General features: G+C 75.1%; 1 protein-coding gene. It reads right to left on the minus strand.

The window, feature by feature from the left end; all coding sequences use genetic code 11:
- Positions 1-23784, minus strand: a complete 23784-nt coding sequence (locus J2S43_RS05925; protein WP_306827555.1) for a DUF8616 domain-containing protein — start codon at positions 23782-23784, stop codon at positions 1-3.
- Positions 23785-23789: the final 5 nt, after the last annotated feature.

The raw sequence follows: 23789 nt of genomic DNA on the forward strand, positions 1-23789 counted from the left end.
TCAGGCTCGGAGCAGCACCGCGTCGTCGAGCGCGGCGCGCTGGTAGGGCGGCAGGTCGTCCGCGTCGACGAACACCTCCACCTGTGGATCCGTCTCGCCGGCCGCGGCCAGCGCGGCCTGCACCGCGGCGGTGAGCGCGACGACGTCCGCGTCGACGGCCGCCAGCAGCAGGTAGACCCGTTTGGGCGGGCCGTCGCCGGAGACCGGGTATCGCCAGGTGCGCCACAGTCTCGCCGCTCCGGCCGCGTCGACGGCCGCCCGGTCGTGGAGGTCGGTGACGGCGCCGGGCCCGGCATAGCCGGTGGCCGGGTCGGTGTAGGGCGGTGGATCGCCGGACGGGTCCGGGCCGCTTGGTGCGAACCGGAACGGCGGCACGGCCGCGCCCCGGGGCAGTGCCGCCACGTCGGCCGGGGCAGCACCGGCCGCCAGCAGCAGCCGCGCGTCCTCCTCGGTGACCGCGACGTCCTCAGACGACAGTGCGAACAGGACGGTCTGGGTCACGGACCCGAGGTCACCGGCCGCCAGCCACTGGCGGCTCGCCGCGATCGTCGCGTCGGGCAGCCGGCCGGCGAGCCGCTGCAGGAGACGGTGGCCGGCCGGCGACGTGCCCGCCGTGGTGGTGGCCGTCCCCGGGCCGGCGGGCTGCGCCAGGTCGAGCCACTCCATCCGCGCGGAGATGCCGTCCGCGGCACGCTGCCCGACACGGACCGCGGGGCCACCGGGCGCGGTCAGGTCGACCTGGGCCAACGCGCCGGACGCGTCCGTCACCAGCTGGATCGCCGGGCCGAACGTCTCGGCCGTCACCTCGGCCGGCCTCCGCGAGATCTCCCGCAGCACCGGCCGGCCGCCCGGGCGGCGGTGTGCCAGCACGAAGCGGGCCCGCCCGCCGGGCTCGCGGCCCCGCACCACGGTGACCGCGTCGCCGGCCAGCGCGTCCAGGTCGGCCCGGTGCCCGGTCGTCCACCGGCCGCGCAGCGCGGCGGCCACCAGCGCGCCGGCGCTGACGTCCGCGTCCGCGTGCCGGGCCGGGTGGAGCAGCTCGTTGAGGAACGTCGCGGCGCGGACCGCGTCGTCGCCGCCGGGATCGCCGGCCGACTCCAGCGCGCGGCGGAGCAGGTCCGGACCGGTGGGTACGGCGAACCGGTGCACGGCCGGATCGCCGCCGTCCGCGACGACCTCGGCCCGGTCCCGGCGCAGCGCCGCCACGTCGACCACGCCGGCCGTCTGCCCGTCGGCGCTGATCTGCCGCAGGTAGCGGGCCGGAAGGAGCACGACGGGCCGGTCGGCACCGCCCGGCGGGACGTCCTCGGCCAGATCCGATCGGTACAGCGCGGCGAGACCGGCGGTGGTGCGGACGTCGACCGGCAGCCGCACCCGGACCGGCAGGGTGCCGGGCAGCGTCGATCCGGCATCCCACGCGCGCCGGATCACCAGCGCGGCGTCACCGTCGCCGGTCAGCGTGCCGGACGCGCGCAGCCGTTGCAGGGCCGGCCCGAGGCGAAGCGGCGGGCCGAGCACGGAATGGGCCGCCAGCTGCCCGGCCAGCGGTTCCCTGGCGTAAAGCACCGTCACCGCGGCGGACAGTTGCTGTGCGAAGCCGGCCTGCCGGCCGGTGTGCCGGCCGGACACGACGACGACCGGGCGCGCTGCCTCGCCGCCGACGAGCGGGAGGTACTCGTCGGCGGTCAGCCAGGTCTTCCCGTCCAGCGGCGAGCGGATCAGGTAACCGCCGGGATCGAGGTCGCCGGGTTCGACGACGAGCCGTTCCAGCAGGTCGAGGGGGACGAGCGGTTCGAGGTCCGCGCGCCGTAGCCGTACCGGTGCGGATGGGGTGTTGTCGTCCCCGCCGACGTCCGGCAGGAGCACCGCGGTCAGGACCGGGCCGTCGGGCGTGTGATAGCGGTTCACCCAGACGTCCGCCCGCATCGCGTCGTTCGACGCGTCGTCGTCGATCTCGCGCAGCACCGAGACGCGCGACTCGGGTGTGTTCCCGGTCGCCGGCAAGCGCAGCGTCGGCGTCCACAGGCCCGGCCCGAGGCGCACGACGGCCGTCGTCCGGTCCGCGGGGAGCACCTCGCGGACCTCGTGCGGGCGCAGCCACCGGCGCGCGACCTCGAGCTGCTCCCGCACCGGCGCGCCGCGCGACACCGGGATCCGGATCCACCGGGGGTCGAGACCGTCGTTGTCCGTGACGGTGCGGTCGGCCGGGGCGTACCGCGGGACCCGGTCGTCCCGGCCGACGCGCTGCCGGACGATCTGCGCGAGGAGCACGGCCGGCACCGCCGGACTGCCGCCGTCGATCAGGGTGCGCAGCTCGTGTGTCAGGTCCAGCGACGGCCGGTCGGCGGCCCGGGCCAGGTCCAGTGCGGCGTGCAGGGTCAGCTCGGGGCCGATCGCGGGACCCCCGCCGGGCAGCCAGACGTGCCATCCGGCCGGCGCGCCGGGGATGCGGGCCACCACGCCGTGCGGCGCCGGCAGCCCCTGGTCCATGCGGTCGGCCATCTCGGCCTGGATCCGGGCGGCGAGCGTGTACATCCGCTGGGACGACCCGCGCAGGAGCAGCACGAGCGGTCGTCGCGCGTCCGGGCCCGCGTCCGGCTCACCGAACAACTCGTCGAGCAGTTCCCGGATGCTCACGTCGCCACCGGCTCCCGCGATGCCGCCGTCGGTGGCGACCCCGGTGACCGTCACGGCGTCGTCGACGGCGGTCAGCCCGGCCACGCTCTCCGCGAGGCCGGCGCCGGGATCGCCTCGGCCGTCGGCCTCGGCCGGGGCCGGGACCAGCCACATGCCGTTGGGCAGCGGGCGGATCGCGCGCGGTCGCGGGTGCCGGACGGGTGCGGGGAACGCGCGGCCGGTGTCCTGGCCGCCGAACCGGTCGCCGGCGAACGCCGACGGGGAACCGGTCATGGTCGTCAGCGAGGCGTACAGCTGCAGCAGCGCGCGCGGGGTGAGCAGGAGCTGCTCGTCGATGGACTCCGCCACCTCCTGATACGCGACCCCGGCCAGGGACAGCATGCTTTGTACTAGGTTGAGATCCGCCATCTCGAGGAGCTCGGGCGAGACCGTGGCGACCATGTCGGCGGCCGTGTCGTGCACCACGACCGGCCGGAGATGCACCTGGTTGCCGTTGGGAAGCTGGTAGCGGTGATTGATGGTGTGCCCGGCGCGCAGCATCCGTTCGCCCAGCGCGCGCGTCTGTTCCGCGGAGACGCCGTCACCGGGAATCAGACGGATCAGCAGGCGGACGACCACCACGTCGGCGACCTGGTCCCGCGCCGGCGAACCGGACGGGGTGCGCCGCGGCACTCGCGCGGCGGCCGCGCTGAAGGAGATCCCGCGGCCCATGTCGAGGAAGTCGTGGTAGCCGTCGACAGCGACGTCCGCGCCGTCGACCGGGTCGAGCGCGTGCCACCATCCCGGCTCCGGTGTGTCGTCGAGCAGGTCCCACGGCGTCTCGCCCAGCCCGATCCCGGCCTGCTCGTGCACGCGGTGGTACCGGATGGCCACGACTCCGGCCGCGCCGCCGACAACGGAGGTGACCGCGTCGAGTGACGACTCGGCCGTCTCGGCGTCCTCCTCGCTGAGCAGGTCGTGGAGATGGTCGCCGGTCATGGTGAGGAGGTGATGGAGCACCTGCTCCGCGTCGTCGCGGTTCGCCGCCCCGACGGTCAGCGGGGCCGGGGTGCGGTCGTTCCCGGCCAGTGTGACGAGCGCGCTCTCGTCGGCGTAGTGGCGCGCGATCCGGAGCAGATCCGGCTGGACCGCCGCCGGCAGCGGGTCGCCTCCGTCGCCGGCGACGTACTCGAGCAGTCCCGGTGCGGGCGGATCCCGATGGGGCCGGATGTGCGCGTGCGATTCGCGGAGCATCCAGATCTGATCCAGCACGTGCTCGGGGATGACCTGGTCCAGGCCGTATGAGCCCGGCCGCGGCCCGCCGATCATTCGGAGCAGCCGCACCAGGATGTCGCCCTCACCCGCGTCCAGAGGCCAGACCGTGACCGCGTCCAGGGCAGCGTCCGGCAGCACGTGGACCTTCCAGAGCGCGTCCGTGTCCGCGTCGACGAGGTCGACGTGCAGGTGGAACAGGCCGTTGCCGGGCAGGCCGTGCCGCCCGTTGGCCCACGCTACGGCCTGCCGCAGACGGTGCCGCAGCATGCTCAGGGAGCCGTCGTCGATCTCGGGCGACGGCACCAGGTGCAGGCGCAGCGCGAAGATCTGCGTCTCCGCGGCACCGATGACCCGGCTCCGGAAGGCGCCGGTGTCGTAGGCGACGGTCGGTGCGTCGTCCAGCCCGTCGAGCCGGATCATGGTCATCGGGATCCTGCGCTCGTGCCACGCCCGGCCGGCCAAGCCGACGTGCCCGGTCCACAGGGGTGCGGCCGGCCGGGGCGCGGGCCGGGCGTCCGGGTGCGCGGCCCACCAGGGTGCGGAGACGTTGAAACCCTGCAGCCGGAGCACGACCGGCCCGGTGGCGGCGGATCGGCTGCCCGGGCCGGCCTCCAACCGGCGGAAGCTGAGCCCTCTGGCCAGGTCCAGAACCGGCGTGCGGGTTTCCAGGCCGGCGGTCGTCAGCTCCTCCTGCCGTTGCGCGATGCCCGCGCGGATCGTGACGCCCAGGACCTGGGCGACCTGCCGGACAGCGGGTAACACGTCCGACTCCGCGGTGCTCAGCAGGTCCTCACCACGCCAGACGGTGACGGCGTACCCGGTGCCGGACCGGCCGGTGACGTCGCCGGTGGCCGCCGCGACCCCCAGGGCGAATGCCCATCGCCGCAGCGCCGAGAGCGCGGCGTCCCCCAGCTCACCGTCCTGGCCGGCCTCGACGATGACGTCGTGCCGAGGATCGGTGATCAACACCTCCGGGTCGGTCTCCGCGATCGGCCGGGGCGCGCCGTCGTCCGGATCGTCGCCGTCAGCGCTGCCGTCGTTCGGGTCGGCGCCGTGCGGGTCGCTGAGGAGGAAGCCGTCGGCCGGCCCCTCGGCGTCCGCGAGGTCGTCGGCGCGGAATCCCTGGAAGGACCAGGTCTGGCCGTCGACGTCGTCGTTGACGACGTCCCAGACGTCGCCACTCGGGGTGCTGAGCGTCCAGCTCTCGCCGCCGTCGGTCAGCAGCGCCGGGTGGTCTCCGTCGCCGGTCCGCACGAACAGGTCCGACACCGGCGCCAGGACGTCCCGTCTCATGAGTTCCGCCAGAGTGAGCGCGAACCCGTTGTCCAGTGCGCCCGCCGAGCACGACAGCAGCGTGATCGTGGCGTCCTCGGGTATGTTCTGTGCCGCGAGCAGCTCGGCGAGCTGCCGCACGGTCACGATCCGTTCGCCGGTCTCGTCGTTGTCGTAGTGCACCGGCACCCGCACGCCGCCCTGTGCGGCGTGGACGAGGACCACGAACGTCTTCCCCGGTTCCCGGAGGATCCGGTCCGGCACCGCCCGGGCCTGATCCTCCGGCAGCAGGGCCAGACCGGTGTGCGTCCCCGCGAGCGGCCGGGTGTCGATCGCGAACCGGCGCGGGGCCTGCGGGAGGGCCTCGGTGCCGAGCGGCCCGGCGTACCGCAGGTGCGGGTCACCCATGTGATCCAGGACGAGATGCGGCAGGTACGTGCCGTCCGGTGTCAGGGGCAGCTCGACCGGCAGGTTCCCCTGCGGGACGCCGACGGCCATCGCGCTCTCCTGCAACGGGTCGAAGCCGAGCAGGACGGTGCCGTCGTCGAGCCGGATCAGCACCGGGCTGGTCGGCACCTCCGTGCCGATGACCAGGTGTTCCCGGCCGTTGAAGAAGACGAGCGTGGCCGCGCCCGGCGGTAGCGGAGTGAGCGTGCTCTGCTCCCGCGTGTGCCGCGGAAGGCCACCCGGCGCCCCGTCGAAGACGTGATCGATCACCTCGGCCGGCCCGGCCACGCCCATCGCCCGCGCGGTCGTGGCGAGCGCGACGGCCACCCGGTGCGCGAGGTGCTGGCGACGGGCGATCAGGCCGGGCAGGATCATGTCCTCCAGCGTGTCGAGGCGCCCGGACCGCAGACCTCGTTCGCCGAGGGCGAGGTCGGCCACCGCGTCGGCCAGCTGCTCCAGGCCGGCCCCGGTCAGCCGGTCCGGCGCGGTTCCGGTGAGCGCGCTGCCGTGCCGCAGCACGTCGGCCGCGGCCAGCCCGCCGCCGGGGTGGAAGCGCAGCAACCGGTCGTTGACCTGCCGGACCAGCGCGATCTCCGCCGCGGAGACCGGCCGGGCCAGCTGCGGCACCGACTCGATCCGGACCGTGCCGGCGGGCACGGCCGGATCCGGTGGCGCCGGTGCGACATGCACCGCGCCGGACAACTGCCCGTGCCGCCCGACGCGGCGGTGCAGCTGCGGAAGCAACATGTCCAGCACGGACCACGTCGCTGCCGGGTCCGCGCCGGTCACCGTCACGCGTTGCGGGGTGTGCGCCGCGGTCTCCGCGATCGAGTCGGACAGGTGCCGCAGCGCGTCGACCGTGATGCCGGGCAGCGGTACCCTGCCGGCGGCGACGTGCACCGGGCCGAACGGCGTCCGGTGCCACCGGACGACCACGGCGGAGCCGTCCGCGGCCGGATGGGTGCGGATCGTCCAGCGACCGTCCGGAACGGCCCGGCCGCGCCGGTGATCCTCGAGCAGCTGCACCACGTCCCGTGCGGCCGGGCCGTCGCCGGACACGTCGAAATCGGTCCGGAAGCCGCGGTCGACGTCGTCGGCCAGCGCGGCGGCGAGGATCTCGAGCTCGGCCGTGTCGCCGTCCCGGACCGTGAGCGACGTCCACGGTGGCAGATCGACGTCGACGACCGGAGCACCGCGGCGCCAGGCGCCCTCGGCGTCCGGGCCGGGCGCCGGTGGCAGGCCGAGCGCGGTCAGCACCGGCGCCGGCAGCGCGACCGCACGGAACTCCGTCTCCGCGTCGTCCCCGACCTCGTCGTTCAGGTTGACCCAGCGGGCGTAGGTGACCGTGCGGACCCGGTAGCGGAGACCCGGTGCGCTGAGGATGAAGCCGACCACCGCCTCCCACGCGGCGTCCGGGTCGGGCAGCCGGGCGATCAGCGGCTCGACCGCGACCAGGTGGAGATCACCGTCCCGGTTGGTCAGCTCCCGGATGAGGTACGTGACCGCGCTGCGCAACACCGGCGCGACCGCTTCCGGGGCGAGTGGTGCCGGCGGGCCCGCGACCGGCCGGTCCGCCCGGTTCGTCTGCTCGGGCAGCCAGGTGTGCGCGGTCCCGGTCCGGATGTGGGCCGGCGTGATCATCGGCACGGTCTCCGGATCGATGTGGCCGATATCCAGCACCAGCGACGCCACCGGGACCGGGCCGCTTCGCTCCATGATGGACCGGGCCATGTGCCGCAGATCGCCCCGGGCGTAGAAGTTGCGGTGCGTATCGCCGGTGTTCTCGATGTCGTGCCGGAACGCGTCCAGTTCGGACAGCGGCACGTCGTAGTTGCGGCCCAGCATGACGAGCAGCCGGTGCGCCACCGGGTGGTGGCGGGCGAACATCAGCGACGAGTTGGCGAAGTTCGACGCGGCCGGGATGTACTCCAGCGCGTACCCGTGTGCCTGGAACGCCTGCTCCAGCCCGGTCGCGTCGAGGAGGACGTTGTCCGCGTCCAGGCCGATGCCGCCGAACCGCCACAGGATCTCCGGCAGCGAGATGTCCTTCGCCTCGGCGAACCCGGCGCCGGTCCCCTTCGACAGCGCGAGTGCGAACGCGTGCCGCAGCATCATCGGCGCGGCCGCGTGGAAGACCTCGTGCACGTCCACCACGACGATCCCGTGCTCCACGGCCCAGCGGCGCATCTCCGCCACGGCCGGATCGGGTGTCAGGAAGCGGTCCCGGCCGAGGTCCGTCCACAGGACCGTGGTGAAGCCCTGCGCGGTGGCGGTCCGGGACGTCGCCGCGATGTCGTCCCGGATGTCCCGGGAGTCGTCCAGCGGGCTGCCGTACCACACGGTGTGCACGATCGCCGGCATCTCCACGTGCTCCAGCCGGCCGTGCGGCAGGTCGACGGCGGCGGGGTACGGACCGGTCCAGGTCACGCCGGTGCTCTCCCACACCGTGCCCGCGGCCAGGTCGGCGAGGTCCGGCCGGGCCTGCTGCCGAGTGAGGTCGAGCCGCCGGAACAGGTCGGCCAGCCGGCCGGTGAACACGCGGGACGGCTCCACCCCGGCCAGGAACGTGGGCGGCGGCGGCACGTCGCGCAGGCCGAACGGGTCGCGGCCGAGCAGCGCGTCGTCCTGCGGCCGCTGGACCAGCGCGCCCGGGCGTACCGATCGGCGGTGCACGTCGTTCCAGAGCCCGGCCAGCAACTGCCGCGCGGTCGCGGGCCCGCGGTCCGGCGGCGGCGAGCCGAGCTCGACGGAGTCCGCACGCGACGGTCGCCGGGCGAATTCCGTCTCGTCGTCGTCGGCCGTGCTGTCCGGTGGCTCCGGCGTTCTGCTCTCCAGCAGGCCGTTCGGATGTGCGAGGTACCACCGCGGCTCGTCCGGTCCCTCCTGCTGCAGCGAGAGGCCGTTGCTGCCGGACACCACGACGCCGTTGGTGGCCCAGACCGGGCGGCCGAGCGCCCGGGCGATGGCCGGGGCGTGCGGGACCGCCCGGCAGGCGGCGACCACCACGGTGAGCTCGTCGCCGTGCCGGGCGACGTGTGCCTGATAGTTCTCGTCGGTCAGCAGCCGGCGGCCGAACTGCGTGCCGTCGACGCTCAGGTATCCGCCGGAGGTGTCCCACGGTCCCGTCCGCCCGTCGTAGCCGACTCGCAGGCCGTACTGGCTGGCGTGGCCGACCGCGGCGAACGTGCCGGGTCCCAGGTCGAACGGGAGGCGGCGGAGCGGCTCGGGGCCGCCGCCGGGGCGTCTGACGCGGTACACCGGATCGGCGTGGAGCGGCCAGGGGAACCTGAGGGGGGCGGACGACTGCCCGATGATCTCCAGCTCGCGCCGGGTGTGGAAGGAGACCACGGCGGTGTGCCGGTCCTCCGCCCAGTCGGCGTCCGTGATCGCCGCGTGCGCGAGGTAGCTGGACCCGCCGATGGTGATCGGGGCACCGGGTTGCAGCCCGGCGACCGTGCCGCGCAGGCGGAGCATCTGCCGTTTGGTCCACCGGCGCCAGTCCGTGCTGAACGACGGCATCGGCGATGGCGCCAGATCCTCCTTGTCGGTCCGGTCCACCGGGATCCTGACCTCCCGGGCCACGTCGCTGAGTCTGCGGCCGAGCATGCCGGGCTCGCCGCCGGTCACGATCACCCGGTCGAACTCGCCGGCCGGTAGCCGGACGGTGCCGTCCGGCATGTGCTGCGCGCCGCCGGGCCCGGCGGTCACCTCGAGGCGCAGGCCGGTCGCGGGCGGTGGTGATTCCGGCAGCAGCTGGAGGTGTGTGGCGTCGCGCAGCTCGTCGAGCGACCGCACCACGACGTGGCCCCGGACCGCGGTCGAGTTCGGAACGGGCGGCACCGGCGGGTCCCCGGCGAGACCGGCACCGACCGGGCCGTCCCCGGCCGGTGTGGTGCCCGCGGCCGAGGTCGAGGCGGAGGCGGGGACGACGGCCGGGGCCACCGACACGCCGCGCCGGTCGGTGATCGCCACCGTGAGCGTGTCCGCCTGGCTCAGCACCGGTGGGAGCGTGCCCGCGTCCGACACTCTCGCACCGGCCCGGCCGTGCAGGTCGATCCAGCGCGGGCCCGCGTCCGTGTGGTGCAGGACCAGCGCGTGGGCGGGGCGGTCGCCCTGACGCGTCATGATGACGAAGGCGGAGGCGCCCGGGCCGAGCTCGCGTACCCGGGACTCCACGCTGGACAGGTCGGCGGTCGGGGCCCAGGTCGCGTCGCCGAGCAGCTCCGCCCGCGCGGCGGCCGGCCGGGGTGCCGCCCGGTGCGCCGGGAGCGCGGCGTCGTCGAGGGTGCCGGCGCCCGGGCGCCGGCCGTACAACCGCTCGCCGAAGGCCCTGGTCAGGTCGACGCAGTCGGTCTGGGTGGCCGGGGCCGGGGCGGGTCCGCGTACGCGCCGGACGACGCCGTCCGCGATGACGCCGAGCCGGCTCGGGGAGGTGCCGGCCACCGGCGCGGCGACCGTGAGGCCGTCGCGGAGGCGTTCCGCGCGTACCGCGGCCGGGTCGCCGAACGGTTCCGTGACCGTCCCGCCGTCCGGGGCGGTGATCAGCGCGACCGTGCCGTCCGGCACCGTGCCGTCCGGCGTACCGCCGAGGCGCTCATCGGCTCCGGCCCGTGGCTCCAGCCAGACGACCGCGCCGTCGGCGGTCAGGTACGCACCGGCCGCGTGCCCCGGGTCCGCGGTCCCGGGCGGCCGCAGCAGCATCGCCACGCTGCCCGGCCCGGTCTCCCGGAGCCGTTCCTCGACCGACCGCCAGGACGGCACCGGCGCCCAGTCGCCCACCGGGCGCAGCTCCGGGCCGCCGGTGCGGGCTCCGCCCGGGACGAGCCGCTCGTGCAGCCGGGTCAGGACCTCGACGTGCTGGTGCGCGGTGGCCGCCGCGTCCACGGCCGCGGTCAGCGCGGTCCGGTTCAGCGGCCGCGGGCCATCGGTGACCGGAGGCCGCGCCGGTACGGCCGGGACGGGGTGATAGTCGCGCCAGGATGGGGACGCCGCAGCCGGTGCGACGCCCAGCGGGTCGGCGGTCAGCATGGTCGTGTGCGCGGTGACGGGCCGGCCGAGCGCGGTCGCGAGCTCCCGGACGAACTCCTCGCTCAGCCGCACCGGCCCGTGCACGACCAGCACCGGCGGCCGGTCGTCATCGGCGAGACCCGGCAGGTACGCGGTGACGAGCTCGGCCGTCTCGTGCGCGTCCGGCGTCACGGTGAGGCCGGGCACTCCGGCCAGGTCGACCGGCACGCTGACCGTGGTGCCGCCCGGTGCGGCCGTGAGGAACAGCCTCGGGCCGTCCGGCGCGTGCGCCGGGATCCGGTCGCGCGCACCGGCCAGATCCGGCGGGCTCAGCGTGGACAGGTCCCCGGCGTCCACCCGGACGGACAGCCCGCCGGTGCCGGCTTCGCGCACACCCGGCTCGTCGAGCAGCGCGGCGACGGCGGTGTCGTCGCCGCCGCGCAGCGCCCGGACGACCGAGTCGGGGACCAGCGCGAGGACGCTGTTCGCGACGTCGGAGCGGAGCAGTTCCCCGTCGTCGCCGAGCGCGAACCGGGCGTCGAACGCGTACGCCTGGTAGGTCTCCTTGCGCAGTGCGTTGTCCTCCACGTAACCGGCCGCCGAGGACGCCAGCGCCCGCGCCTGCCCCGACTCGCCCTCGACGCCGAGCCCGGCGAGGATCCGCAGCAACCCGGCGGGGTTTCCGCCGGAGAGGTGGAAGCCGAGGCCGAGGCCGGAGCCGGCCGCCTGCTTGTACTCCTGCTCCCGGGAGGTCTCCGGGAAGCTGAGCCCGTCCAGGTCGATGTCGGTGATCCAGGTCCCCCGGGTGAGCACCAGGCGGAGCCGCGGCGACCCGTCACCCGCCACCGGGTAGCCGTCGCCGAGCAGCTCACCGGTGTGTGTGCGGAGACTGCCGCCGTCGATCCGCAGCCGGAGTGCCTGCTCGTCGGCGAACGCCCGGCCGGGATGCGCGACGTCGCCCGGAGGTGGACCGAGATGCCCCCGGACCGCGCCGGTCATGCCGCTCGGCGGGACGACGCCGAGGACCTGCACCGTCCCGCGCAGCGCCGAGGTGAGCCTCCGGGCCTCCTCCGGGACCGCGGGCGGACCGGATGTCGTGCGGCCCGGTGCCGGCCAGGCGGGGTCGACGCTGAGGCTCCGCGGGACGGTGAGCGCCATGGGCGTCAGGATCGTCACCGTGCCGTGGATCGCCGGCAGCACCGAGGTCGTGGCCTCGGTGACCGGCGGGCGTGCCGGTGCGGTCGCGGTCGTGGTCCGCCAGTCGGCCAGGCCGGGCAGGATGACGGCGGCGTAGGCCAGTCCGGCCGCGGCCGCGGCCGTGGCGTCGCGGATGAGCCGGTCCACCGGGTGCAGGATCGTCTCCCGGCGGATGGTGACGGTGAACCGCACCGGCGCGGTCAGCTCGACCGCCCCGTTCTGCCGGGTGGCCGCGCGGCGGATGTCCCGGGTGGTCTTCTTCGCGACCACCTCGGCGCCGCTGTGCGAGTCCTTCTTCACGTCGTCGGCGAGCGCACCGCGTGCGGCCTCGTTCGCGAGACGGCCGTCGGGATCGAACGTGAGCCGGTGCGCGCCGCCCTTGCCGTGTCCCTTCTCGGTCTGGCTGATGCCCTGGCCACCGGTGGTGACCTTGACTCGGCCCCGCTGCCGGACGAACCTCAGTTCGCCCTCGGTGGCGGTGATGACGATCTCGATCAGTTCGACGCCGTCGGTCGGCCCGCTCGAACGCACGATCGCCAGGCGCAGTCCGTCCCGTCGCACCTGGTGGTAGAGCGCGCGCAGCGGGACGTCGGCGAGGAGTGTGCTGAGCCGCGCGGTGATGTCCGGGTCGTCGACGGGGACGCCGGCGGTCCGCAGCCACGTCGTCACCTGCGTGAGCAGGTTCCCGGAGTGCGGGTTCGCGGTGTGCAGGGTTTCGACGGCGGAGAAGTTCATCGCCAGCGCGGTGTTCCGCGGCACGCGCGGCCGCCCGGGCGGTGGCGGGACCCGGCCGTCCACGGTCAGGCCCCACGCCTCGACGTAGTCGTCCGGCACCGACATCTGCATGCCGAGCGGCACCGCGACCGTGATCGCGACCGGCGGTCCCGCCGGCCCGTCCAGTCCGTGCCGCTGATATTCGACCAGCAGCCGGGCGGTCGCGGCGAAACGGTGGGACGGGCCGGTGATCGTCGCGATGGCCAGCTCGTTGGCGGAGCGGGCCGATGACGAGTCGTCGCCGTGCTGCCAGCCGTACGAGTAGACGACGCTGCCGCCGACGTGGTCGGTGCCGAACGGGTTCGCCGCGGTGGCGTCGTCCGTGGGCGCGGCGGCCCGGCGTTCCAGCGTTCCCGGCGCCGGGGCAGCGGGCGGGGCCGGGTGGCCGTGGTCGCCCACGTGCGCCATCAGCCCCGCGCCCCCGCCCACGTGATGCACGGTCTCGCCGCCCTCGCCGTGCCCGGCCCGCGAATCGGCCTCGGTGTAGCGCTCGTGGCGGGCGTCCTCCGACGTGTTCTCGAAGACCGGGCTGTCCCAGCGAAGCCGCAGACGCAGCGTCTCGATCGTGCCGTCGGAGCTGCGGACCGGCAGCGGCCGGAAGCCGTCCGCGCTGAGCAACTCCGCGGCGCGGGGCTCCAGCCTGTCCGGGCTGACCAGTGTGGACAGGTCGAACGCGGTCGGGCCGATCCGTTCCTGGACGAGGTCGGCGACCGCGCGGAGCCGGTTCAGCCACAGGTAGAAGTTGTCCGGTACGACGGCCGTGGGAGCGAGGTCGCGGAACGTCTCGGTACGGGCCGGGCCCACCGGGCCGAGCGGCGGCCGGCCGGCGGCGTCGCTCTCCGCGGTGCGCACCCTGGTCCAGACGTCCGGGCCCTCGACGGCGCCGACCGCCCACGCCCGGACCGTCTCGCCGGATCGCACGGTGACCAGCAGGCCGTACGCGGTCCGCAGGTCCGTGACCACGGCCGGGCCGGACACCACCCGGCGCTGATAGCCCTTGGCCGAGATCTCCGCACCGACCGTCGACTGCCGGCTCGACGACACCTGGTACTCCGGTAGCCGCAGACGCACCGCCACCGGCCAGCCGTCGAGCGAGACGTAGTTGCTCAGCCCTCCGCCGCCGTCCCGGTCGAGCAGCTGCCGGTGACCGAACGCCGCGCCGGACGTCGTCCGCCCCTGCACGTCGATGGTGGTGCCGGAATCGGTGCTGTCGCCGTCCCGGCGGAGCGGCCCGGTGAAGACGCCCGCCACCTCGACGCGGAGGACGAGGTCGCCGATGGTGACGTCCAGCGTGCTTCGGCCGTCGAAGAGGGTGCGGGCGTGGCCGCGCAGCGCGGGCACGCCGAAGCCGGCGTTCAGCTGTGTGTCGAGGTTGTGCCGCTGGGCGGGATCGAGCCGGTGACCGGCCAGCGCCAGTGCCAGCGTGGTGAGCCGGTCCAGTTCCGCGCGTACCCGCTGGGCCCCGGGCATCTCCTTGCCGACGCCCTGTCCGAGGCCGGTACCGGCCGCGAGCGGCCACGGCCCGCCGAGCTGTGGTGGCGGATCCTGCCGGGCCGGGTCGCCGGCGTGGATCCTCGGCGGCGCCACCACCGGCCCGGCCGTCCCGCCGTGCGACGGCGCCACCGGCCGGTAGGCGACGACCCGGCGCTGCGCGGTCCCGTCGAGCACGAAGACGCCGGTGATCAGCCCGTCGTGGAACAGATACCGGAACGCCGGTGTCCAGTTCGGATCGTCATCGCGCCGGTACGGCCGCACGTTGCCGGCGGCCGGCGGCAGCGGCGTCGCCGAGTCGGTCTCGACCTGGACATCCTGTGCGAGCGCCACCGCCGTCACGTCCGAGAGCACGGGCGTGCCCCGCTGCGGCAGCGGTCGCCGGCCGTTCAGGTCCGGCACGGGTGGTGGGTCCGGCAGGCGCGCCGACCTCGCCTCGGCCACGAACGCGGCGGTCCGGTCCGCGGGCAGGCCCAGCTCGGCCCCGGTGCGCCGGCTCAGCCCGGCCACGGTCCCGTCGAGTAGCCGGGTCACCGAGACCGTGAGCTCCAGCACGGCCGCGGCCCGGCGAAGCGGCCCGGACCGCATCAGGGCCGTCTTCGCCTGCGCGATCTCGGTGTTCTTGGAGTCGATCTGGTCCTTGCGGGTGTAGCCACCGCTGATCGTCGGCGTGGGCACCCACTGGTGTGCGAAGAACGACATCGGGAAGAGGAGACGCATGACGGCGCCCCAGCTGAATCCGGCCCGGTACATGCGCTGGCCGATGTCGGTCCCGGCCATGTCGTTGCGGATCGGCACGTCCCGCTCGGTCTCCGGCAGCAGGCGCAGCTCGGCCAGGGCCAGGGACACGCGCACCGAGTAGGCCTGATCCGGCATCCGGCCCTCGGACCGGCCGGGATCGCTGTGGACGTGCACCAGCGGCGGCGTGTACGAGCCGGTCCACAACCACTGGGTACGGTCCTTCAGCACCTTCTCGTTCAGGATCTCCCGGCGGAGTTCCGCGATCAGGTCGTCCGTCTGGAGGTCGTTCAGATCCAGCGGGTGCAGCGCCTCCCGCAGCTCGTCGTCCAGCCCGCGCAGGTCGAGCGCGTTGACCGTCGCGTCGACCGTGTGGATCGCCTCCGGCCGGCTCACCTCGATCGGCGGGTAGTCCAGGACGTCGATCGGGCCGCCGAGCGCCTGCGGCAGGCCCGCCACCAGCCGCTCCCCGAGGTCGGAGCGCTCGGACCGCCACGGCGCCGCGCCGTCGCGAATCGAGATCATCAGCGTGCCCCGGACCGTGTGCGGCGCCACGTCGTTGAGCAGCGCGCGGTTGCCGGACTGGACCTCCGCGCCGTGCCGGTCGGCGCCGTCCACGGTCGTCTTCGCGTGCAGGCCGATCCGCGGCAGGACGACGTGCTCGAGCACCGGCAGCGGCAGCGTCCACAGCAGGTCGACCGGGACGGTCAGGCCCAGGCCGCTGCTCCACTCCCGCTCGGCGACGACGGTGGTGTCGCCGTACTTGCTCTTGTAGGTGGACACCGCCGGGTCGGCCCCGGCCGCACCGGCCGGATCGAAGCCACCGACCCGCACGGAGATCCGGACGAGGTACGGGCCGAACCTGCGGGTCCGGTCCTCGATCAGCAGATCCTGCCAGTCCGTCGGGTCCGTGCTCTCCAGCACGCCGCGCAGCCATTCGACCGCGAGGTCGCGCGGGCCGGGCGCGTGGAGCCGGTCGTGGGCCCAGCCGGTGAGGCGGGTGACCTCGGCGGCGTCCGGTGGACCGGCCCGCAGCACGTACCCGTCGCCCATCGACCCGAAGCCGGTGCTGAACCACGGCGGTCGTGGCCCGAGCTCGCCGAGCGCCGCCAGCACCCGGTCACTTCGCTGCGCCCGCACCGCGAGATCGATCACCGCCTCCCGTTCCGCGGCCGGCCGGGCGAGGAGCGCGGTGGCACGCGCGTCCGGGACGTGCTCCACCCGAGCCCGACCGGCGCGGGCGGTGCGCTCCGCCTCGGCGAAGGCGTCGCCCGCCGGTGCACGGGCCGGTCCGAGCAGCTCCCGGTCCCGCCGCAGCCCGGCGAGGGTGAACTCGCCGTCGATCAGGCTCTCCCGTCGCCCGTCCTGCGCGACCGGCTCGCCGAGCAGCTCCTCCACCTGCGCGACCATCGCCACCAGGTCCGGCCGCCGCGGCGCGGGCACCGGCCGTGCGTCCCGGTGGTCGTGCAGCGCCCAGACGTAGGCGAGCTGGGCGATCTCGGCCGTGCTCAGCTCCTGCGCCGGCTTCCGGTGCAGCGCGTCGAGCCACGCCCGGTACCCGGCCTCGTCCCGCCCGGCCGACGAGTCCGCCGCCAGCGCCGTGGCGATCCGCTCCGCCCGCTCGACGAACAGGTCCCGCCAGGCCCGCGCGGTCTCCCGGTTCCGCTCGGCCGAGGCCGGGCCCACGACCTCCAGCTCGGCGGCCTGACCGGCGCCGGGAACGCGCCGGACGCCGTGCCCGAGGTCGGTCCAGTGGACGCCGCCGTCGTCCGCCCGCCGGCCCCGCAACACGGTGAGCAGCACGCTCCGCGCCGGCTCCGTGGTGGTCACCCGCACGATCGCGTGGACGTCCCGGTCGCCGTCCAGGAGCGGTGCCTCCACGGTCACGCCGTACGGCCGCAGGACGCCGGCCAGGTCGTTCGCGCGCGGTGGCGGTGCCGGATCGCTCAGCCGGACCCCACCCTGGATCCCGCCCTCCGCCGGGGTCCGCGCGGCGTACCCGGCGAACGGCCGGACCGTCACGGCGCCGTCGTCGTCCCGGACCTCGTCGTTGACCAGATCCCAGGCGTCCCCACCGTCCGATGTGTACAAAAGCCACGGCGTGCCGTCCGTGGACAGCGTGGTCTCGTCATGCTCCGGGCCGCCGGCGATCACGTCACCCTGAGGACTGATCACGTCGCGGCCGGTCACGGACGCCAGGCGTCGGGCGAAACCGCCGCGGATCGCACCGGCGGCGCACGAGATCAGCGCGATCGGGTCGTCGCCCGGCGTGTGCGCGCCGATGATCTGGGCGAGCTGGAACGGCGTGAGCCGGACCCGTGCCTCGCCGTCCGGCGTGCTGACCGGGACCGACACGTACCGGCCGGCGCCGTGCACCAGCACCGGGACCGATCCGGGCGTGGCCGGGCGGTCCGCCATCCCGGCCCGCTCCGCGCCGGTGAGCAGCATCAACCCGTCGTTCGCGGCGGTCAGGAGCAGCGGCTGCCCGTCCGCCCGCCAGGTGCCGTCCGCGCCGCGGGTCAGCGTGGTCACCGCGGGGGGCTGCACCGCCTCGTGCAGCGCGACCAGCGTCGAGTCGCCGGCCGGGACCGGGCCGGGCTCGGTCCACAGCGCGGCCTGCCGCCGGGCCGCGCCGCGCTCCGGACGGCCGTCGAGTTGCGGCGCGGCGGACGGGCCGTCGCGGCGGTCGGTGGCCTCCACCGACACCATGCCGTGCGGGACCCGGTGCCGGCCCAGCTCGCGGCGCAGCGCGGACTCGGCCGCGCGCCGGATCGCCTCGACCCGCAGCGCGCCGGACCGGCTGCCGTTGCCGCCGGCCTCGACCCGGATCCGGACCGGCCGCGGATCCGGGCCGGACCAGGACGTGACGGCGTCGCGGACCGCGTACGCGACCACGTCGTCGATCCGCCGGCGGCTCGCCGGGCCGAGCCGCGAGTCACCCTCGGCGAAGTCGACCAGCGCCTCGCCGTTCTGCGGCGGTGCCACCGCCATCGGCACGCCGAGCTGGCCGGACATCCGGGTGGCGACGTGCGCGGCCGCGGTGTCCGAGCCGCCGGTGACCTCCCAGCTGTTCCGGTCCGCGTTCCAGCGCAGGTCACCTGTGGCACGGCCGGGGCGCGCCCGTGCTGTACCCGCGGCGTCGAAGTCGGGGTTGATGCTCAGGTCGCCGGTGCCGTCGATCCGGCGGCGCAGCTCCGTCATGGTCAGGTCCGGGTCGGCGCGCCGCATGCCGGCCAGCAGCCGCTGCCAGTCCCGGTCGCGCAGCGCGGCACCGGCCTCCGGCGCACCCAGGTAGATCCGGCCGTCGCCGGCCACCACGTAGCGCCAGTCCTGCCGCCGCCCCGGGCGCAGCGCCGCGGCCGGGAACGACTCCAGCGGATACCACAGCGGGTTCAGCCGCAGGCCGCCGTCCTCGTCCAGGTCCGCGCGCCGCGGCACGCCCGGGTCCACGGTCGGGCCGTAGTCGGCGTCCAGGTCCGCGGGCCGGGCCTCGGGCAGCGCGGTTCCCGGCTCGGCGCCGGCGTCCCAGTGATCGGTGCCGTTGTGGAACAGCACCAGCGGCGGCGCGTCGTCCGCACCGATCGTGGTGCGCCGGGACCGGGAGACACGATCGAAGACCTGCAGCTGTACGCCGAGCGCGTGCGCCACCAGCGCCGGGAACGTCTCGCCGGCGTCACTGTCCCAGCTGGACGACCAGCTCCGGACCGCGGTCAGCAGCGTGTCCCGCTCGCCGTCGGTCAGCGGCGCCCCGGCCCCGGAACGGCGGGTGACCAGCTCGGCCGCGAGCTGCGTGTCGCTCAGCGACTCCAGCGGGAACGGCTCGACCCGTGCCAGGCGGTCCCACGGCGTCGCGTCGTCGAACGCGGCCATCGCCCGCGCGTCGAACTCGGTCGTCGCCGGGTCCACCTCCCGCATCTCGCGGAGCAGCACGTCGACGTAGCGCCGGAACAGCGTGTCCGGGTCGGCCATCGTGGCGTCGGTGACCCGGTCCGGCCCGAGCCGGCGCAGCTCGGCCAGCATCTCCGTGCGGGCCGGCATCGGCTCCGCGAAGGTGTGACGGGCGGCCAGCACGTCCGCCGGCAGCGCGCTCCCGTCGCCGATCCGGTGCGCGACCAGATCCGCCAGCGCACCCACGGCCCGCGCCGCGGGCGAGGCGGCCGGGACCGGCCAGGTGTGCGTGGACAGGTTCGCCGCCGCGGTGCCGACGTCGCCCCGGACCCGCGCCGGATCGGCCAGCCAGGCCACCGCGTCCGCGTCCCGCAACAGCGGATGATCCGGCAGCTTTTCCCGCAGGCGCGCCAGGACCAGCGCCGGGTCACCGGCCAGCGCGGAATAGAGCAGACAATTCCCATCCGCGGGTACGGCGACCAGCGGCGCCTCGGTGCGCGGGACGGACTCCGTCCCCGGCGAGCCCGGGGTACGGGCCGGCGCCTGTGCCGGCATGGCCCTCGACGGCCCGGGGGCGCGTGCGGGCGCGGCGGCGGTGGTCGCCGGCCCCCGGTAAGGCGCGGCAGGTGGTTCGTCGAGGTCGCCGACGCCGGCAGCGATCAGGTACAGGTGGCGGTCCCGGAGGCCGCCGCGGACCAGCTGTGCCAGCGCGGTGACCTCATCGGACGTCAAGCCGTCGGTCTCCGGTGCGCGCAGCGGATCGCCGGCCAGGCTGCCGGCCACGTCCGGGCGGTGCGGAGCGGTGATCTCGTCCCGGTACTCGTCGCGCAGGCCGATCTGGTGGGCGATCTCGTGGGTGTAGAGGACAGGGTCCGCGTCGGGCGGCCAGGTGCGCTGGTCCATCGGAGCGGTGCCGTCCACCGAGACGACGAGGTGCGCGTCCGCCGCCGACTCGGCGCGTTCCACCGTGACGTGCAGGAGCGAGCCGCCGCCGGGCAGCCGGTACGCGGGCGCGTTGAGGTACTGGCGCACGCCCCGCTCCATGGCCGCGTGCACCCGGCCGGCGGTGCCGGCGTCCGAGTCGCCGTACCAGACCCGCACGGTGAGGTCGGTGACGGTCGTGCCGCCCGTCTCGAACCGGCGCGCGTCGAAATGCGCGTCGACCACGTACCGATGGTCGGAGGACGGCCCGGGTTTCGACACCGGATCGGTCCAGAGGTGCCGCCGGACGACCGCGACGGCATCGGACCGCGCGCGTCGCCAGCCGGGATCATCGGAGATCACCGGACCACGTGTGGGGTCCGGGATCGCCGAGCCCGCGCCGGTCATGCGTGGAGCCGGTGGAGCGGCGGCCGGCGCGACCATCCGTACGTAGTCGCCGTCGCTGAGCTGCTGCCGATTGCCCGGCGGCTGGATCACGAAGAGCCCTTGAGCGTACTGGGAAAGGGCGACGGGGGGCCGCTGCGCCGGGTGCGGGGTCATCGAGTAGATGACGGCCGTGACCCGGTTGCGCACCTCGAGCTGACCGGCGAGGAAACCGAGCACGGCGTTCCAGATCATCTCCGGGTCGGGGTGCGCCTCCACCAGGTCACGCACGGCGACCAGGTTGAGCGCGCCGCCCTCCGCGTGCATCCGGTACAACAGCGCGGCGGCGACCCGGATGACCAGTCTCCGGGTCTCCTCCTCCGTGTGCGGGCGGCTGGGCGGAGCGGCCGCCGGCTCCCAGGTGTGCGCCTGACCGATGGTGAATACGTCTCTGGGCAGGTGTGGGATGCCGTCCGGGGAAACGCCGAGGCTCGCGGCGAGCGGCCTGAACAGAGCGCGGGACGGCCCGGTGCGACTGATCACCCCCGTGCGGACGCCCTGGGCCGTGACGTCGGTGGGGACCGGGGGATTGGGCGGATCCGGAATCGTTCCGAGGCGCGCGAAGGTCGCGTTGTCGTGCTCGCTGCGAGCGTAGGAGTCGCGGATGGCATCCAGATATGCCGACATGCCCTCGTGCCGGGCGGGCGCCACCAGGACCGCGTTGTTGTACCGCGGGAGGGTGGCCGCGGGGGCGGCCGCCGGCACGGTATCGCCGACCGCCATGCCGACGGTGCTGTTCGCGACGGCTCCGACGGCGTTCGCCAGGCCGTCGTGCAGGACATTGTCGCCGTCCGTGTAGACACCGCCGTACCGGTACAGCATCTCCGCACGGAGGATGTCACTGGCCGACGCGTATCCCAGCCCGGTGCCCCGGTGCCGTTCCGCCGCGAACTCGTCGTGTAACCGCATCCGCGCGTCGGCGTGGAAGATCTCGTCGACGTTGACGAGCCGGATCCCGTGCCGGCCGGCCCACTCGACGAACTCACGCACGGTGTGTGTGGCCGCGTGCGCCGGCGAGCCGGGCTGGGCGTTCATGGCGTCGATCGCCTGCCCACGCGTCACATCGGTCCAGAGCACCACGTCGAAGCCGGATGTCTGCGCTATCAGCTCCAGGTTCTGCCGGAAGGCGCCTTGCGTCCCGGTCGCGGCGAGCGGCCCGCCCAGCCAGATCGAATGGGAGATGCGCGGGATGTGCACGGTCTTGCGCTTGATGAGACCGGTGCGGCTCGGCACGGTGCGCAGCAGCGACGACTCGATGACCGTCCCGGACCGGCTCGTGAGCGGAGGAGGGCCGGTCAGCGCTCCGCGGCCGAGGTGAACCCCTTCGAAGAACGACGCCTGCTGGTGCGACTTCACGTCGGTGACGTCGAAGTTCGCGAGCCAGGCGGGCCGCGGGGCCGGGTTGCGCACGCCGAAGTAGTCCGGGCCCAGCATCGGGCTCCGCGGTTGCGGAGCCTGGGTCCAGCCGGCCCGCAGCACCGCCTGCATCCGGGCGGCATCGCCGGGTGCTCGCGGTGCCACCGCGACAGGCCCGCCGGTCACCGGTGCCGGGTCAGGACGGCCGGCACCCGGGCCGTCCGGTGCGGGCGTCGCCGACGGCGGCGGCGTGGCGGGGGCGACCGAGGAGGCCGACGCCGCTCGCACCGCTGCCGGGGCGGTGGGGAGAACCGGGGTGGCCGGGGCAGCGGCGGACGTGGCCGGTACCGCGGGCGCGGCGCCGGACAGCGGCGGTACAGGCGTCCACGACGGTGCCCGCGTGGCCGGCGCGGTCACGGCGCCGACCGGCTTCGGGCCGGTTCCCGCCGGAGCACCGGTCGCCGGCGCCGGGACTGCACCGCTCGTGGCCGGGTTCGTGCGCACAGGCTGTGGGCCGGCCCCGGTCGCCGGGCTGCCGGGTACTGTGCCGTCTGCGCCGGGACGTCCGCCGGCGTGCCCGCCGGCGGCGGTGTTCCCATTGTTCCCGGTGTTCCGGGCGTCGCCGGTACTCCCGGTGTTCGGGGCGTTGCCCAGGCCGCTTCCGGCCGTGTTCGTCGCACCGGCGCCGAAGGGCCCCATGGGTGGCGGCGTGCCGCTGTCACCCGCGTTCGTGAGCGGTGCCGCGTCGTCTTCGGTTCCCCGCGCCGCGCCGGCTCCGGTAGCGTGGGTCCCCGGCTCGACCGCGGCGCCACCTGAGTCGTGCGCTGCGCCGGCGCCGTCCGCGGCGGCACCCGAGCCGTGCGTCCCGCCGAGACCGGCACCGTCGCCCGGGCCGGGCGCATCGGTCCCACCGGGCAGTCCCGATCCGCTGGAACCGTCCTGCGGGAGCAGCGCCCGCGGATCGACCTCCCGCGGCCCGGCCGGCGCCGCGCTCTCCGAGCCTGTGCGGTCCGCCCCCGGACCGTCCGCTCGCGGAGCATGCCCGTCGTATCCGGGCGGCGGGTGGTTCGGGTAATCGGACGTGTAGAGCGGTAACGGGTCCTCGTCGTCGCCCCCGAGGTCCGGTCCGGACGCTCCGGCACGGTCCGGCGCCGGCCTGCCGGGCGCGGATCCGCCGGGCGACACCGGCCCTCCGCGCGACGCCGATCCGCCGGACGGCCCGGATCCGCCGGCCGCGGATGACCGTGGCGGCATCGGCCCGCCGGGCCCACCCGGCCCCACATCACGCGTCGCCGGCCCCCGGTCGTCCGCGTCCTCGCCGCGCAGGCGGAGCCCGAGCGCCGTTCCGCCCATGCTGACCAGGCCGGACACGAAACCGGAGGCGGCCGCTCCCCAGCCGACGTTCCACTCGCCCTCGGTGAAGACGCCGTAGAAGCCCTCGGTCAGGTACTCGGCGATCGAATCGGAGACCGGCTCGTTCCCGAACACCCGGCGGATGATGCCGGGCGCGTCGCCGGGCGGCGGGCCGGGCAGGACGTCCGGTCGCGGTGCGGCGTCCGGGACCGGCCCGGCACCCGGGCGCGGGGCCGGATCACGGACCGGGGACGGGCCGCCGCCCGGCGTACCCCCGGGGCCTGGTCCTGGAATGTCGAAGAGGTCCGGGACGTATTTCTTGAAGACGTCGTCGACGATCCTGACCAGGCCGTCGAAGCCGAGGTTGAACGCGCCGCCGAGCGAGCCGATCTCGGCCGCGGCCCGGGTCAGCGCGAGGTCGATGCGCTCGCGGGTGCCGGAGCCCTTGATCTGGTAGAGCTGTACGAACAGGTCCATCGCGACCTGCAGCACGATGCCGGCGACCTGGCTGGACACGATCGCGGTGAGCACGCGCCGGGTCGTGGTGCCGTAGAGGATCCGGAAGATCTGCCGGATCAGCGCGATCCGGGCGAGCGCGGCGGCCGGGTTGAACCAGGCCATCGCGAGCGCCAGCGCGAACTCCAGGAACAGCTGGATCAGCCCCGCGATGATCATGAGCTTGGCGTACTCGACCGTGGCGGCCGCGTCCTGGTAGCTGTCGCCCATCCGGTGCACGTACTTCGAGGCGATCGCGAGGTAACCCGGGTCGTGCAGGACGTACTGCTCCTTGGCCGCGAGGAACGCGTCCTCCGCGCTGCCGCCCAGCCCGGCCCGGTACGCCTGCACGCCCTCGACGAAGTACGCGGCCGACGCGTCGATGTTCTCGGCCGCGGTGACGTGCGCGGCGGCGATCCGGGCGATCCGGTCCTCGTTCGCCACCGGGAAGTCCTCGCCCGACAGGAACTTCAGGAACCCGGCCAGCTCGTCGTCGACCTCGATCGCCATCGGAG

This window comes from Catenuloplanes nepalensis, from assembly GCF_030811575.1.
In the GTDB taxonomy this organism is placed as follows: domain Bacteria; phylum Actinomycetota; class Actinomycetes; order Mycobacteriales; family Micromonosporaceae; genus Catenuloplanes; species Catenuloplanes nepalensis.

Excerpts from the sequence above, each read along its gene's own strand:
- J2S43_RS05925 (WP_306827555.1), bottom strand. The coding sequence starts at position 23,784 with ATGGCGATCGAGGTCGACGACGAGCTGGCCGGGTTCCTGAAGTTCCTG.